Genomic DNA, 13,538 nt, shown 5'->3' on the forward strand with positions numbered 1-13,538 from the left:
ATGCGAGGCTTTCTTATGGGTTGGTCTGCTTATTTTACAGCAATAGTTTCAATTTCTACGAGTGCAGCCATTGGCAGTTTTGCAACTTGGTAAGCTGCTCGTGCTGGCATATCTTGGGTATAGATGGTTGCGTATACCTCATTCATTGCAGCAAAGTCAGCAATGTCATTTAGTAGGACTGTTGACTTAACAACGTCATTGAAAGAGTATCCCGCAGCATCAAGAATAGCTTCAATATTTTTGAAAACTTGTTCTGTTTGTTCTTTTACGCCTCCTTCTACAAATTTTCCCGTAGCTGGGTCAATAGGTAGTTGTCCTGAAATGTAGAGTGTTCCATTGGCTTCAACAGCTTGGCTGTATGGTCCTACTGCTTTTGGCGCTTTTTCTGTGTTGATGATTCTTTTCATGGTAATTAAGGCTACTTTATTAGTTAATATCCATATTGTCTGTCGATGTAGCTTTCATTTTTCTTGTACTTAAGGGCATCACCTAGCATGCTCGATGTAACTCTAATCGAGAAATTCCAACTTTGGAATTGACCAATTGGAATCCAGCTAAAGTTCATGTTCCAACAATGTAAATCTCGTGTGATTCCAATCTGGGTGAATGAGAGTTTATTCATGCTAAAGTCGTAGCCTGAAGTTGCGTTGACAGCCCATTTTTTTGTAAGTTTTACATTTCCTGATACATTGAATATCTGGCTTGTTGTCGAGTTTAATCCTGGTTTTGAATAGTTAAAGGAGTAGCTGAAGCGAAGATCCCAGGGGACGTCAAAGTTTGCATACGGAATATATGCTGGCATTCCCGACTCCATGCTATGCTGGCTAATTATGGGATTGGTGCTGGCATTTGCCGTATTCATGTTGTTCGGTTTTGCTCCAGCAAGCGACCAATCTAGCGAAAGAGTAAAGTTGGTAAGCCTAGCGAGCTTCTTTTCCTTATCAAAAAGATACTCTTTGGTTAGTTGGCCATTTTTTGTTAGCGCATAGGGCGAAAGAGAACCGCCGAATGATACTGATAGTTTTTCAAAAAGGTTGGTATTACCGTTAAAACTGATATTTGAAAGTTTCATGGAGTCCGCGATAAAGTTATACGAGCTGGATAAAGAGAAACTCTCAAGTATTTTTATTTTTTTATATCCTGTTACTGTGTCTTTTTTGGAGCGTACCTTCATCTCTAAATTGTTGCCTAGAGAAAAACTTAAGGCGCTGGAATTGCCAGATGTAGGTCCACCATAGATGCCCTGCTCGAATATCGAATATTTTTGAATCCGACCTAAAGTATCTGTCTGTACTGTTTTAAAGTAGCCATACTTTGGATTCGAAAAATCGGGAGTGTAGGAGTAGCTTATTGATGGTGTCATTTTGTGGCGGATGGCCTGAATTGCAGATCCCTTTTTAAATATAAACATACCATAAAGGGTCGTTGAAGTTCCGACTCCGAAATTGTAGTCGTATGCTCGCTTAAATCCTTTAATGGTGTCAACTTCAAGTCTTTTTGCAGAGTTATTCCACTTTTTACTGATGGTGCTTAAATACCATCTTTCGTTATAAGTTGCGTTGGGCGAAAAATTCAAATAGTTGAATAGGTTGAAGTTGTATGAAAATGGGATGGTATGTCTGATGCCATTCTTAAATTTATTGTTGAAATTTCCATTAAAAAGATCTTTTTCCTTGATAGTAAGCTGATTGTTCAGTTCTCCAGAATAAGAAAAAGCAAACCGTTCATACCATCTAACCTTACCATCGGTATTGTTTTTTCTTTGAAAAGGTTGGATTCTATTGACATTAAAAGATAGCGATGGAAGTCCAAATGTGTAGACGCTATCGGTGTTATTTTGAGAGTGAGTTAAACCGATTGAAAGGTTATATGGCTTATCCTTCCACGATTTTGCGTAGGAAATACTAGAACTCGCCGATGTCGCTAAGTTTTGTTGTGGATTTTGATAGCCAAAATATCTCGATCCTGATGTGCTAAAATTTACAGAAGCAGAAAGGGTTGTCCCTGGGTGCGCTTTGGGGTCTTGCGAGTGCGACCAGTTAATAGAAAAGTCGTTACTTTTATAGTAATCGGTCGAACCTTTATCTCCAATTACATTGTGCATGACTCTAAAATTAAAGCTACCGTTATATCTGTATTTTTTAGTATAACGAGTATTTGCCTTTGCTTCCCAAGATCCTAAGGTATAAATAGATCCTCGTAACTCTAAATCCCAGTAGTCATTTAGCCCAATATAGTATCCCGCATCTCCAATATAAAAACCACGAGTTTTTTCTTCTCCAAAAGTGGGAAGTAGAAAACCTGATGCCCTTCCACTATTAATAGGAAAAAATCCAAAAGGAATGAACAAAGGTAATGGAACATCTTCAATCACAAGATTTGAAGGTCCTACTATTATTTTTTTACCTGGAATTACCCGAGCCTTTGATACATTTATATAGAAGTGAGGATGTTCGTGGTCGCAGGTGGTGTACTTGCCGTTGGCAATATTGAAGCTGTTATCTGGAAGTTTTTTGCTAACCGTACTATGTAGATAGCCGTCTTCCTGCTTCGTTACAATATTGGTGATTTTGGCTTTTTTTGTATCAAAGTTGTAGTAAATGGTCTCCATTTTAAAAGATTCACTTCCGTCTTTGAACTCTGGTTTCCCTGCAAGCCGTCCAGTACTATCTGGTGTTCCTTTTGCAAAGACAACCTTATTTGTTGTATTTAATTCTATAAAGTTGGCTTTTAATTCAGACGTTTGGTATTTGATGTTGCCTTTTCCGTATAAGCTTACCTTTTTATCTTTAATATTATAGGTGATAGAGTCTTCGCTTGTGGCGAAAACCGGATCGTCAATTTTAGGCTTTTTGTTGGTGCTATCGGCCGAAGTAGTATCTACAGCAGATTTTGAGGTATTGCGTATGCCTCTGTTAGCCGATATGCCACTACTTATACAAATAGCAGATAGAAGTACTAGCGCAAATGCTAATTTTCTAGCAGAGATAAAGGTTGTCCTACTCAACTTTATAAATATTGATTAAATTTGCTCTATGCCATTATGGAAACGACCCTCAAAACTAAACAAAAAACAAATATTACTCTAATGCTTTACCCAAAGAATGGAGCATTTTTTCTAAGCTGCTTAGCCTATCTCCTTATTTTGATAGAATTTTTAGCACCCAAAAATGCTTACTGTCAAAATACTAGCAGGGCAAAATTGACAAAAGTTGTAATAGATGCTGGGCATGGGGGGAAAGATCCTGGTGCTAGAGGAAAACATGCTCAGGAGAAGGATATTGTACTTTCTGTAGCTTTAAAGGTGGGAAAATTGATTTCAGAAAATTGTAAGGATGTGCAGGTCGTTTATACGCGAGAGACTGATGTCTTTATTCCACTCGATGTACGTAGCCAAATTGCCAATAAGAGTAATGCGAACTTGTTTATTTCGATTCACGCTAACTCTAATAAGAGTTCATCTCCTTATGGTGCCGAAACTTATGTAATGGGGTTGCATAAAAGCGCAGATAACTTTGAGGTTGCGGCAACCGAGAACTCTGCAATTATACTAGAAGATAATTATAACTCTAAATATGAAGGATTTAATCCTAAATCTGTAGAGTCTTACATAATCTTTTCGATGATGCAGAGTAAATTCTTAGATCAAAGCCTTTTCTTTGCGCAAAGTATTCAAAATCAGATGGGGAGTTATGCGGATAGAACCAATAGAGGCGTGAAACAGGCTGGTTTTCTTGTTCTATGGCGTACCGCTATGCCTAGCGTTTTGGTGGAGTTAGGTTTTATTTCAAATGCTCAGGATGAGCAGTACATGATGACCGATAAAGGGCAGAATGAAATGGCTGAAGCAATTTATAGATCATTTAAAGCGTATAAATCGAACTATGAAATGACCAATTATGTAGAGTTGGCATCATCCGAAATTTCTGTTGTAAAGGATACGGTCAAAGTTGAAAGGGGTGATAACCGAGATATTAATGGTGAAAATTCCTCAATGGAAGATAAAGGTGCTGCTGTTGTATTTAGAATTCAGGTTGCAGCATCTGTAGGTAAGCCTCTAACTAAAATTCAGAAGAAAAATTTAGGCGGAGAGATAGATGTTCTGCAAGTTGGGAAAATCTATAAGTATACAAAAGGAAATTTCAGTAATTTTGAAGAAGCAAACGAATCTTTGAAGACTATAAAAAAGGATTTTAAAGATGCTTTTGTTATTGCGATCGAGAATGGATCGTTGATATCCGTTAGTGATGCCCAACAGAAACTGCGTAAATAGAATGGGGTTTAGGGTTTATTATTTAAAAAACAAATCAATGCGAATTTCAAGAGAAGTAAAAATAGGGACGTTAGTTATTTTGAGTACAGTAGCATTATACTGGGGGGTTAACTTTCTTAAAGGTAAAAATATAATAGGGTCTACAAATTCATACTATGTAGTTTACCAGCAAGTAGAGGATTTGCAAAATTCGGCTCCAGTTTATGTAAGAGGTTATAAAGTTGGAGTTGTAGACAGAATTACGTTAGACAATAATGATCCTAGTCGAATTTTGGTAGAGTTGGCAATTGATAAAAATGTGAGAATACCTAAAACAACTGTGGCTGAAATATACAATGCCGATTTTATGGGATCTAAGGCTGTAAGGTTGTTGTTTGAAGGTTCTAATGTATCTGCTTCAAGAGGAGATACTCTGATGGCCTCTATGGCTCCATCTATGCTTGATAATATTTCACCTGTAACAAAGAAGGTTGATGTTGCACTTCAAGAGTTGACGCAGACCTTGGTTAACATAAATACCGTATTAGACGCTCAAACCATTAACGATTTGAAGTCGACTATGGCAAATTTAAATGCATCAACGCATACTGCTAGCTATATTTTAGATCAAAACAAGGATAGGGTTTCGCTCGTATTGGATCAGGCTAATTTATTGGTCACAAGCTTAAACTCAGCCGCCTCTGATTTGAAGGTAATGGCAAAGAATGTTCGTACCATTTCGGACTCCCTTTCGGTAAAACAAATAAACACTTTACTTGCAAACCTCGAATCTTCGTCAAAGGATTTAAAGCAGGTTATGAAGCAGGTGAATAGTAGAGAAGGCTCTTTAGGAAAACTTATAAGCGATCCCAGCTTACATAATCAGCTGCTCCATCTTTCAGGATCTTTAGATTCCTTGGCAATCGATTTAAAGAAAAATCCTAAACGATATGTAAAGTTGTCTTTGTTTTAGGTGCTCGTTATTTTGGGTTTTTAGGATTTGGTGTTAATATGCACTTGCAGAGTTTGTTATGCGTATTTTGGGCTAACTTGTTGAGATGGAGTTATTAACGTTGTTTTTTTAACGTTGTAGTTTTAAAAAGAGTTGCGAAATGTTTTTTTAGACCCTATTTTTTATTTTTTAATTCTTTTATAAACAAATACATACGTGTTTTTGAAAAAAAAAACAACCCTAAGTTTCAAAAAAGGTATGAATGTTAGTTTACTTTCTTTAACTTAAAAATCCGTTTAGACCGAAATTTACTTTTTAAGACTAAGCGGCAACAGCCATTTTATCATTGGGTTAAGGGCAAAGATGTAGGATTATCGAAAAAATCAAGATTGACCACCTTTTTTTTTCGACTTTTTTTTCTGCAATTTTGTCTTGAGTTTGTAGTACCCAACATAGTTTTAGGCATACAAATATAATCTTGAAAAAATTTAGGGATTGCTATGAGCACCTTTAAAGAAGTCTGGAGTAACTGTTTGAAAATTATTAAGGACAATGTGCCTGCTGTAAGCTACCAAACGTGGTTTGAACCTATAGTTCCTGTAAGGCTAGAGGGGAATATTCTTACGATTCAGGTGCCCAGCCCGTTTTTCTATGAATATCTGGAAGAACGTTACATTGATATTTTAAGGAAAACATTAAGGAAAGAGCTTGGTCCTGATGCTAAACTGGAGTATAGCATTGTTATGGATAACAATAAGGTTTCTAATAACAAGCCCTATACCGTTAAGTATCCAGCTCAAAACAAGGCTGAGTTGAAGAACAAGCCTGTCCCATTTCCGATTCAGAAGGAAGGCGGCTCTATTAAAAATCCTTTTATAATACCAGGTCTTAAGAAGTTGGAGATAGATCCTCAGTTGAATCCTGACTATACATTTTTTAATTATGTGGAGGGGGATTGCAATAAACTATCTAGATCGGCCGGATACGCCGTTGCTCAAAATCCTGGGAAAACAGCTTTCAATCCATTATTTATATACGGATCGTCAGGTTTGGGCAAGACCCACCTTGCGCAGGCTATTGGTATTGAGGTAAAAGAGCGCTATCCTGATAAGCTTGTATTATATGTAAATGCAAATAAGTTTCAAAATCAGTATGTTGCTGCAGTTATCAAGAATGAGGTGAATGATTTTGTTCATTTTTATCAAATGATAGATGTGCTAGTTATTGATGATGTTCAGGAATTTGCTGGTAAGGAGAAGACTCAAGATACATTCTTTCATATTTTCAACCATCTTCATCAAACAGGACGTCAGCTCATTTTAACGTCTGACAAGTCTCCTGCGGAGTTGAAAGGTCTTGAGCAACGTTTGTTGACCCGTTTTAAGTGGGGGTTGTCTGCTGATTTGCAGCAGCCTGATTTTGAAACTCGGGTGGCCATTCTTAAGCGAAAGATTTATAATGATGGAATTGTGATTCCTGACGATGTAATAGAGTATCTAGCCAAGTCAATTACTTCTAATATTAGAGAATTAGAGGGTGCTTTAATTTCGTTACTTGCTCAGGCTACTTTAATAAAGCGCGAGATTACCATGGATATCGCGGCTCAGATTGTGAAGCGCTTTGTAAAAGATCATACAAAAGAACTTTCGATTGATTACATATCAAAATCGGTATGTGATTATTTTAATATACCTAATAATCTTTTAAGTTCAAAAACTCGAAAGAGAGAGATTGTTCAAGCTCGTCAAATTGCTATGTATTTTTGTAAGAACTTGACCAACTCTTCATTAGCTACGATTGGATCTACAATAGGAGGGAAAGATCATTCGACCGTACTGCATGCCTATCGTACGATTTCCAACTTAATGGAAACGGATAAGCTTTTTAAAGGTCAGATGGAAGAGATCGAAAAGAAAATCAAATATGCATAAAATAAAAGGAGAGGCATGAAAAATGCCTCTCCTTTTATTTTGTACAGATAAACCAAGGATTTTGTAACTCCTCCTTATTATACCTTAATCGTTCGCCAGTTTTAGAGTTTATAACTCTCATTCCTGCTCCTTCGTTTATTGCTTGTCCAGCGGCTGTATCCCATTCGAAAGTTTGGGCTATTCGGGGATATAAATCGGCAAATCCTTCCGCGACTAAGCACATTTTTATGGAACTTCCCTGTTCGAGCACTTCTAGGTCTGGGTGGTCTTTGCTTATTTCTTTGATGTAACTTTCTGTTTCTGGAGTATAGTGAGATCTGCTAGCCGTGATGACAAATTTTGCTTTATTTTTTATAGTTGGTAATCTTTCAGATGTTGCGATCAACTCGTCTATGGATGTAATTAGCGATGTTGGCTTAATGTTTGTCTTTTTAAAAGAGCCATTCTTGAAATGACCAAAATAAAGCGTTTCAAATATGGGGGAGTAGATTACTCCAATTGTGGGATAGTTGTTTTCAACTAACGCTATGTTTACCGTAAACTCTCCGTTTCTTTTGATAAATTCTTTGGTTCCATCCAAGGGATCAACTAACCAGAATAAATCCCAATTTTTACGCTCTTCATAAAGGAGATTTCGGCCTTCTTCACTCATTAAGGGAATGTGTGTTTTGCCTAGCATTCTTTTTATGGTTTCATGAGATTGCCGATCTGCTAATGTTAGTGGTGTATTATCTGACTTTAAGTTTACTTGGAAATCATCCGAATTATACACATCTAAAATAGAGCGGCCTGCATGAAGAGCGGCTTCGATGGCTGCCGTGAGAAGTTTTTTTATATCATTATCTTGAAGCATAAAGTACATTGTTTGGCTAGGATCAATTGCATCTACTTGACTTCTGCTTAACGCCGAAGCAAGCGCGAAGTTACTATTAAAAAGAATAATGGGTTACTACTTCTCTATTTTAAAAGTATTAAATAAAATGCGGTAAATCGAATAGGAAATTGATAAAAATGATATTTAACATACTTTGGGGACGAAAAAGTTTTTATGTTTACAAAAATTAAAAAACTGGATAATGTCAAACTTAGAAAATTTGCAACCAAGACTTCTGTGGAAATATTTCGAGGAAATTTGCCAAATTCCTCGACCATCGAAGAAAGAAGAAAAAATAATTGCTTACCTATTAAAATTCGCAGAAGAGCAGGGGTTAGAAGCGACTCGAGATGAGATAGGTAATGTGGCGATATTTAAAAAGGCAACAAAGGGAAAAGAGTCTGTTAAGCCTGTAGTGCTACAAAGCCATATTGACATGGTTTGCGAAAAGCATAGCGATGTTCAGCATGACTTCGAAAAGGATCCAATTATTCCACGTATAGAGGGTGATTGGGTTAAGGCTAATGGAACTACACTTGGTGCTGATGATGGTATTGGAATTGCGTCTCAGTTGGCTATACTGGCAAGCAACGATCTTGAGCACGGACCTGTCGAATGTATTTTCACAGTTGATGAAGAAACCGGTCTTACAGGTGCTTTTGAGATGAAACCAGGCTTTTTTACTGGAAAAACGCTGCTAAATCTAGACTCCGAAGATGAAGGGGAGCTATTCATCGGTTGTGCAGGAGGTGTAGATACCCTAGCAACATTTACATATGATAGTAGGCCTGTTCCTAGCGGATACGTTGCCTTTAAGATGGATGTAAAGGGACTAAAAGGGGGGCATTCTGGTGATGATATCCATAAAGGACATGGAAATTCAATTAAAATATTGAATCGTTTCCTTTGGAAGTCAACAATGAAGTACGACATCTGCCTTTCAGAGTTTAACGGTGGGAACTTGAGAAATGCAATCCCTAGAGAGGCTGCTGCTTTATTTACTATTGATGCTTCCTATGTTGAGAATCTTAAGGAAGATTTTGCTGCATTTTTAGCAGAGGTTAAGGAGGAGCTTGCGTTAACAGATGCTGGAGTTGCAATGTCATTAGCAGAAGCGTCAATTCCTGCTGAGGCTATTTGTGAAAGCGTTCAGTTTGATCTTTTGAACTCTCTTTATTCGTGCCCGAATGGGGTTATTGCGATGAGTTTTGAAATGCCAGGGTTGGTTGAAACATCGACTAATCTTGCATCTGTAAAGATGATTAAGGATAATCAAATATTGGTAACAACAAGCCAGCGTAGCTCTGTCAACTCGGCAAAAGTGGACGTGTCTCAAATGGTTGAAAGCGTGTTTAGGTTGGCTAATGCAAATGTTATTCACTCAGATGGATATCCTGGATGGAAGCCTAATACCAACTCTGAAATTTTAAGGGTTACTGAGCGTGCTTATAAAAAGTTGTTTGGACAAACACCTGTGGTAAGAGCTATTCATGCTGGATTAGAGTGTGGGCTATTTTTAGAGAAGTACCCAGATCTAGATATGATTTCTTTTGGGCCAACAATTCGAGGTGCTCATTCGCCAGAGGAAAAGTTGGATATCCCAACAACCATTAAGTATTGGGATTTACTGTTAGAAGTTCTTCGCGAGGTAAAATAAAGAAAAGGGCTGTAAAGCCCTTTTTTATTACCAGTCAATTTCTATAAAATCTTCTTTCGTAACGCCACAGATGGGACAGACCCAGTCTTCCGAAATTTCTTCGAATGGTGTACCTGCTGGGATTCCATCAATAGGAGCGCCAAGTTCTGGGTCGTAAATAAATCCACAAATTTTACAGCGATATTTTTTCATTTCGTCGATTTGTTGTTGTTGATTGAAGAAGTCTCTTCTTTATGAATCAACGTTAAATGTATTTGATTTGCAATATATCAAAAAATATGACTGAAAAACTGAGACCTGATTGATTATATTTGCTGTAATTCATAAAAACACACCAATTATGTTACAACGAATTCAAACGCTTTACTTATTAATAGCCGAAGTGCTCACTATTGTTCTTTTTTTTACAAATATAAGTACGTTTCTAACTCAAGAGGGGCAGGAGCTGATCTTGAAATACAATGGTTTATTTCAGGTTGTTGATGGGAAGATGAGTCGTATAGTTAGTACTTGGCCTATGGCGGCACTACTTATTGCTGCAACAGTGATTGGCTTTTTTGTAATTTTTCTTTACCGTCATCGCATACTTCAAATTCGGTTATGCTTTTTTCAGATGGTCATGAACTTTGGGTTGCTAGTTCTATTTGGCTACTATATTTACTCTGTATCAGTTGTTGGAAGCAGCAATTTTAAGTTTTCGGTTGTAGACATTTTACCACTATTGTCAATAGTTCTTTACTATTTGGCCTATAGAGGTGTTGCAAAAGACCTCGCCTTGGTTATGGCTGATAGTTTTAGGACTCGACGAAAAAGGTAACAGGTATGATATGTTTACAGGAAAAGGGGCACTAGGCCCCTTTTCTTATTTTATGCAATAACAACGATTTGCTCTTTTTCCGTTAGCTTTTCGCAGTAGTGGCAGCGTAAGGATAGGTTCTTTTTGTCTTCGACAATGAATTTGGTTTTTACATTCTCTACATTTGTGACGCACTTTGGGTTGGCGCATTTACAAATTCCAATTAGGTTGTCTGGAATGTACACTTCACGTTTTTCAATAACTTCATAATTCTTTATGATGTTGAGCTTTGCGTGAGGTGCTATAAGTGCAATTTTATTGGTTTCTTCTTCCTCGAAAAATTTGTCAGAAATTTTGACAATCGCTTTAAATCCAAGTCTTTTGCTTTCGAGGTTGGTACCAAAGGTTATTTGGTTGGTACAGGTGTCTAGGTGAAGAATTTTAATAACCTTGAATAGATTTTCAGCAGGAATATGGTCGATAACGGTACCATCCTTGATGGCGCTTACCATTAGCTGTTTTTCAGTGCTCATATTTTTCTATTTATCTAGTCCAAGAATTGAACATATTATTGCCATACGGGCGTAAACGCCATTCAGTGCTTGTGTAAAGTAGTATGCGTGCTTATTGTCATCAACATCTTCGCTGATTTCGTTTACACGAGGTAGTGGGTGAAGTATGCGCATGTTTGGCTTGCAGTTATCAAACATTTCATTGCGCAGCACATATACATTTTTTACTTTTTCGTACTCCATTAAGTCCGAGAATCGTTCGCGTTGTACGCGCGTCATGTAAACGATGTCGGCATCTTTTAAGCCGTTGGATAATTCGGTCTCTTCTGTATAATCTAACCCTTTTTGTTGAAGAAATAGCTTATACTCGGTTGGCATTCTAAGTTCAGGAGGTGAAACAAAGGTGAACTTAGTGTTAAAATGGGACATTGCCTGGAGTAGGGAGTGTACCGTTCTTCCGTATTTCAGATCTCCAATCATTACAATGTGGAGGTTATCCAAGGTTCCCTGAGTTTTACGAATCGAATAAAGATCAAGCATGGTTTGAGTAGGATGCTGGTTGGCACCATCTCCGGCATTTACGACAGGAACCTTAGATACTTCGCTTGCAAAGCGAGCGCTACCTTCAATTGGATGCCTCATCACAATCAGGTCGCTGTAATTTGCAATGGTAAGTATGGTATCCTTTAGGCTTTCACCTTTCGAAACAGAGGTGTTTGATGCCTCCGAAAAACCAATAACTCTGCCACCTAGGCGGTTAATTGCACTTTCGAAGCTTAATCGAGTACGTGTGGACGGTTCGAAAAATAGTGAGGCAATAACCTTTCCTTCAAGCAAACGTTGCGAAGGGTTTTCTTCAAATTTTTCTGCAAGGTCGAGTATCCGAAGAATTTCTTCCTTGCTGAAATCATTAATGGATACTAAGCTTTTGTTTTTCATTGTAATGCTGTTGTGTTGCTTAATAAGTTATATCGTTCCAAGATTTTCTAAATGGAGGCCTTCAACGTTGGTGAGTTTTGCTTCTAAAACGTCTGCACGGCTTTGTCGGATGCTAAGCTTAATCGTACAGCTATTGTCAAACTCTTGATGTTCGATGGTCGGCTGCTCGTCTTTGATCGTTTTCATTACATCATTGAGCATGTGGTATCCAAAATGGATTTGGTAGCACACATCTACGGTTTTTTCGAGGATGTCTGCATTTTGGAGCACATCTTGGGTTGCCGATTGGTAAGCATTTATTAATCCGGAAACTCCGAGTTTTGTACCACCAAAGTAGCGGATTACTACAACCAGTACGTTCGTTATATTGAACGATAGTAGCTGTCCATATATTGGTCTTCCTGCTGTACTAGACGGTTCTCCGTCATCGTTCGTTCGAAAGGATTCGCCTTTAGGGCCTAGCCTATAGGCGTAGCAGTGATGCCTTGCATCGTAGAATTCCTTTTTTAGGCCCTGTACAATTTCTTTTGCCTCATCTTCACTTTTTATAGGGTAAGCGTAAGCAATAAACTTGCTGCCTTTTTCCTTGTAAAGTCCTTCAGCCTTTTGTTGTATGGTTTTATAGGTATCTTCCATTAGATAGTTGATAGATATATTAGGCTGATAATTGCCGTTACCACTCCAACCGTGTTCGTTGCCGATAATCTTTCTTTGAAAAATATGATTCCGATTAGAACAGATAGGATGACTATTCCAATATTGTTGATTCCGAAAATCACGGAGCTAGAGATGTTTGAATTTAGGGCAAAAAGAAAAAATAGGAGCGAGCAGTAGTTCGCAATGCCGAGTGCTGCACCAAATATCCAATTTTCTCTTTCTTTTAGATTGCCAATTCGTTTAGAAAAAAGTAGCGTTGCAACCCCAATTGCTGCTGAAATTCCAAAAACGATCACTGTAAAAGAGGCATTGTGCCCTGATGGAATAACGAGCAGCTGCGATAGCTTAACGGAAGAGTCGGTAACACCCATTGCAAGAAAAAGGATGATAGGAGCAAGGAATGCTGAGATTCCGTTGGTCGATTTATCCTTTTTGTAGGTGGTGAGTGCTAGCGCAGCAATTGCTAAAATGACGCCAACTGCTTTTTTGGGGGTAAAGGTGTCGTGGCTATCGAAAATAAAGGAGATTGTAATCGGAATTGCAAGAGACATTTTGCTGGCAATGGAGGTGACTCCCATCCCCGATTTTAATGTGCTTAATGCTATAAGACGAAAAGTGAGGATAAATAAAATGCCGACGATAACGGCGGCAGTAACAAAACTAAAAGTCAAAAAAAAACCTCCCGAATAATTTGCAAATGCAAATCCTAGGAGGCAAGCAACAATGTAATTGACAACAATGCAACTAAAAATATCAATCTTCCGTCGCGTAATTAACTTAAAAATTAGCGTGATAAATGTTGATGATAGTATGCTTAGTAGCAAGAATCGCATTTGTCATTTGGTTTTGGCAAAGATAGGCAAATCGAGCATTGTTGGGTACTATTTTTGAAAAAAAAGTTACTAACAATTTTGATTTTTTAGATTAGTTTGGTGTTAAGTGGTTGATTAATAAATAAAAAAGGCGAC

At 37.8% G+C, this 13,538-nt stretch carries 13 protein-coding genes; 5 read left to right on the plus strand and 8 right to left on the minus strand.

What is annotated here, in order from left to right; translation table 11 throughout:
• Positions 1 to 29 precede the first annotated feature (29 nt).
• Positions 30 to 407, minus strand: coding sequence for a RidA family protein (locus L990_RS12325; RefSeq protein WP_047449721.1), 378 nt, complete (start codon positions 405 to 407; stop codon positions 30 to 32).
• Between the two features lie 23 nt (positions 408 to 430).
• Positions 431 to 3,007, minus strand: a complete 2,577-nt coding sequence (locus L990_RS12330) for a putative LPS assembly protein LptD (protein ID WP_052180983.1) — start codon at positions 3,005 to 3,007, stop codon at positions 431 to 433.
• Between the two features lie 21 nt (positions 3,008 to 3,028).
• Here L990_RS12330 and L990_RS12335 point away from each other — a divergent pair, with 21 nt between their 5' ends.
• The 3 genes from L990_RS12335 to dnaA all read left to right on the plus strand — a co-directional run bounded on the left by L990_RS12335 (position 3,029) and on the right by dnaA (position 7,135).
• A complete protein-coding gene (locus L990_RS12335) occupies positions 3,029 to 4,273 on the plus strand; it encodes an N-acetylmuramoyl-L-alanine amidase (RefSeq protein ID WP_156121538.1) in 1,245 nt (414 codons plus the stop codon).
• A 37-nt stretch (positions 4,274 to 4,310) separates the two neighbouring features.
• A complete protein-coding gene (locus tag L990_RS12340; RefSeq protein WP_197057285.1) occupies positions 4,311 to 5,225 on the plus strand; it encodes an MlaD family protein in 915 nt (304 codons plus the stop codon).
• Positions 5,226 to 5,698: 473 nt separating this feature from the next.
• The gene (gene dnaA, locus L990_RS12345; RefSeq protein WP_410488769.1) at positions 5,699 to 7,135 is read left to right on the plus strand and encodes a chromosomal replication initiator protein DnaA; all 1,437 of its coding nucleotides are present in this window, start codon (positions 5,699 to 5,701) and stop codon (positions 7,133 to 7,135) included.
• 34 nt (positions 7,136 to 7,169) lie between these two features.
• On the opposite strand, the gene cysQ is transcribed toward dnaA, so the two are convergent.
• The gene (gene cysQ / locus L990_RS12350) at positions 7,170 to 7,988 is read right to left on the minus strand and encodes a 3'(2'),5'-bisphosphate nucleotidase CysQ (protein WP_047449729.1); all 819 of its coding nucleotides are present in this window, start codon (positions 7,986 to 7,988) and stop codon (positions 7,170 to 7,172) included.
• A gap of 223 nt (positions 7,989 to 8,211) precedes the next feature.
• Between cysQ and L990_RS12355 the strand changes: the two genes are divergently transcribed.
• Positions 8,212 to 9,666 (plus strand): aminoacyl-histidine dipeptidase, encoded by a 1,455-nt coding sequence (locus L990_RS12355; protein ID WP_047449731.1) that lies wholly within the window; start codon positions 8,212 to 8,214, stop codon positions 9,664 to 9,666.
• A gap of 27 nt (positions 9,667 to 9,693) precedes the next feature.
• Here L990_RS12355 and L990_RS19715 read toward each other — a convergent pair whose 3' ends face one another.
• The gene (locus L990_RS19715) at positions 9,694 to 9,858 is read right to left on the minus strand and encodes a rubredoxin (RefSeq protein WP_081981704.1); all 165 of its coding nucleotides are present in this window, start codon (positions 9,856 to 9,858) and stop codon (positions 9,694 to 9,696) included.
• Positions 9,859 to 10,006: 148 nt separating this feature from the next.
• Here L990_RS19715 and L990_RS12360 point away from each other — a divergent pair, with 148 nt between their 5' ends.
• A complete protein-coding gene (locus tag L990_RS12360; protein ID WP_047449733.1) occupies positions 10,007 to 10,483 on the plus strand; it encodes a DUF4293 domain-containing protein in 477 nt (158 codons plus the stop codon).
• A gap of 50 nt (positions 10,484 to 10,533) precedes the next feature.
• On the opposite strand, the gene pyrI is transcribed toward L990_RS12360, so the two are convergent.
• Genes pyrI through L990_RS12380 form a run of 4 tightly spaced genes read right to left on the minus strand, consistent with a single transcriptional unit; the run spans position 10,534 to position 13,403 of the window.
• Positions 10,534 to 10,995: an aspartate carbamoyltransferase regulatory subunit gene (gene pyrI / locus L990_RS12365; protein WP_047449735.1), complete on the minus strand. Its 462-nt coding sequence runs from the start codon at positions 10,993 to 10,995 to the stop codon at positions 10,534 to 10,536.
• Between the two features lie 6 nt (positions 10,996 to 11,001).
• The gene (gene pyrB, locus L990_RS12370) at positions 11,002 to 11,913 is read right to left on the minus strand and encodes an aspartate carbamoyltransferase (RefSeq protein ID WP_047449739.1); all 912 of its coding nucleotides are present in this window, start codon (positions 11,911 to 11,913) and stop codon (positions 11,002 to 11,004) included.
• Between the two features lie 27 nt (positions 11,914 to 11,940).
• The gene (locus L990_RS12375) at positions 11,941 to 12,549 is read right to left on the minus strand and encodes an IMPACT family protein (RefSeq protein WP_047449741.1); all 609 of its coding nucleotides are present in this window, start codon (positions 12,547 to 12,549) and stop codon (positions 11,941 to 11,943) included.
• Positions 12,549 to 13,403 carry a hypothetical protein gene (locus tag L990_RS12380; RefSeq protein ID WP_047449745.1) on the minus strand — a complete coding sequence of 285 codons (855 nt, stop codon included), beginning with the start codon at positions 13,401 to 13,403 and terminating at the stop codon, positions 12,549 to 12,551. Before L990_RS12380 ends, L990_RS12375 begins: the two co-directional genes overlap by 1 nt.
• Between the last annotated feature and the right edge of the window lie 135 nt (positions 13,404 to 13,538).

Source organism: Alistipes sp. ZOR0009 (assembly GCF_000798815.1).
Classification (GTDB): domain Bacteria; phylum Bacteroidota; class Bacteroidia; order Bacteroidales; family ZOR0009; genus Acetobacteroides.

Bases quoted from the DNA above. Each gene is read 5' to 3' on its own strand.
- L990_RS12325 (WP_047449721.1), bottom strand. From the start codon at position 407: ATGAAAAGAATCATCAACACAGAAAAAGCGCCAAAAGCAGTAGGACCA.
- L990_RS12340 (WP_197057285.1), top strand. From the start codon at position 4,311: ATGCGAATTTCAAGAGAAGTAAAAATAGGGACGTTAGTTATTTTGAGT.
- cysQ (WP_047449729.1), bottom strand. From the start codon at position 7,988: ATGCTTCAAGATAATGATATAAAAAAACTTCTCACGGCAGCCATCGAA.
- L990_RS12355 (WP_047449731.1), top strand. From the start codon at position 8,212: ATGTCAAACTTAGAAAATTTGCAACCAAGACTTCTGTGGAAATATTTC.
- L990_RS19715 (WP_081981704.1), bottom strand. From the start codon at position 9,858: ATGAAAAAATATCGCTGTAAAATTTGTGGATTTATTTACGACCCAGAA.
- L990_RS12360 (WP_047449733.1), top strand. From the start codon at position 10,007: ATGTTACAACGAATTCAAACGCTTTACTTATTAATAGCCGAAGTGCTC.
- pyrI (WP_047449735.1), bottom strand. From the start codon at position 10,995: ATGAGCACTGAAAAACAGCTAATGGTAAGCGCCATCAAGGATGGTACC.
- pyrB (WP_047449739.1), bottom strand. From the start codon at position 11,913: ATGAAAAACAAAAGCTTAGTATCCATTAATGATTTCAGCAAGGAAGAA.
- L990_RS12375 (WP_047449741.1), bottom strand. From the start codon at position 12,549: ATGGAAGATACCTATAAAACCATACAACAAAAGGCTGAAGGACTTTAC.
- L990_RS12380 (WP_047449745.1), bottom strand. From the start codon at position 13,403: ATGCGATTCTTGCTACTAAGCATACTATCATCAACATTTATCACGCTA.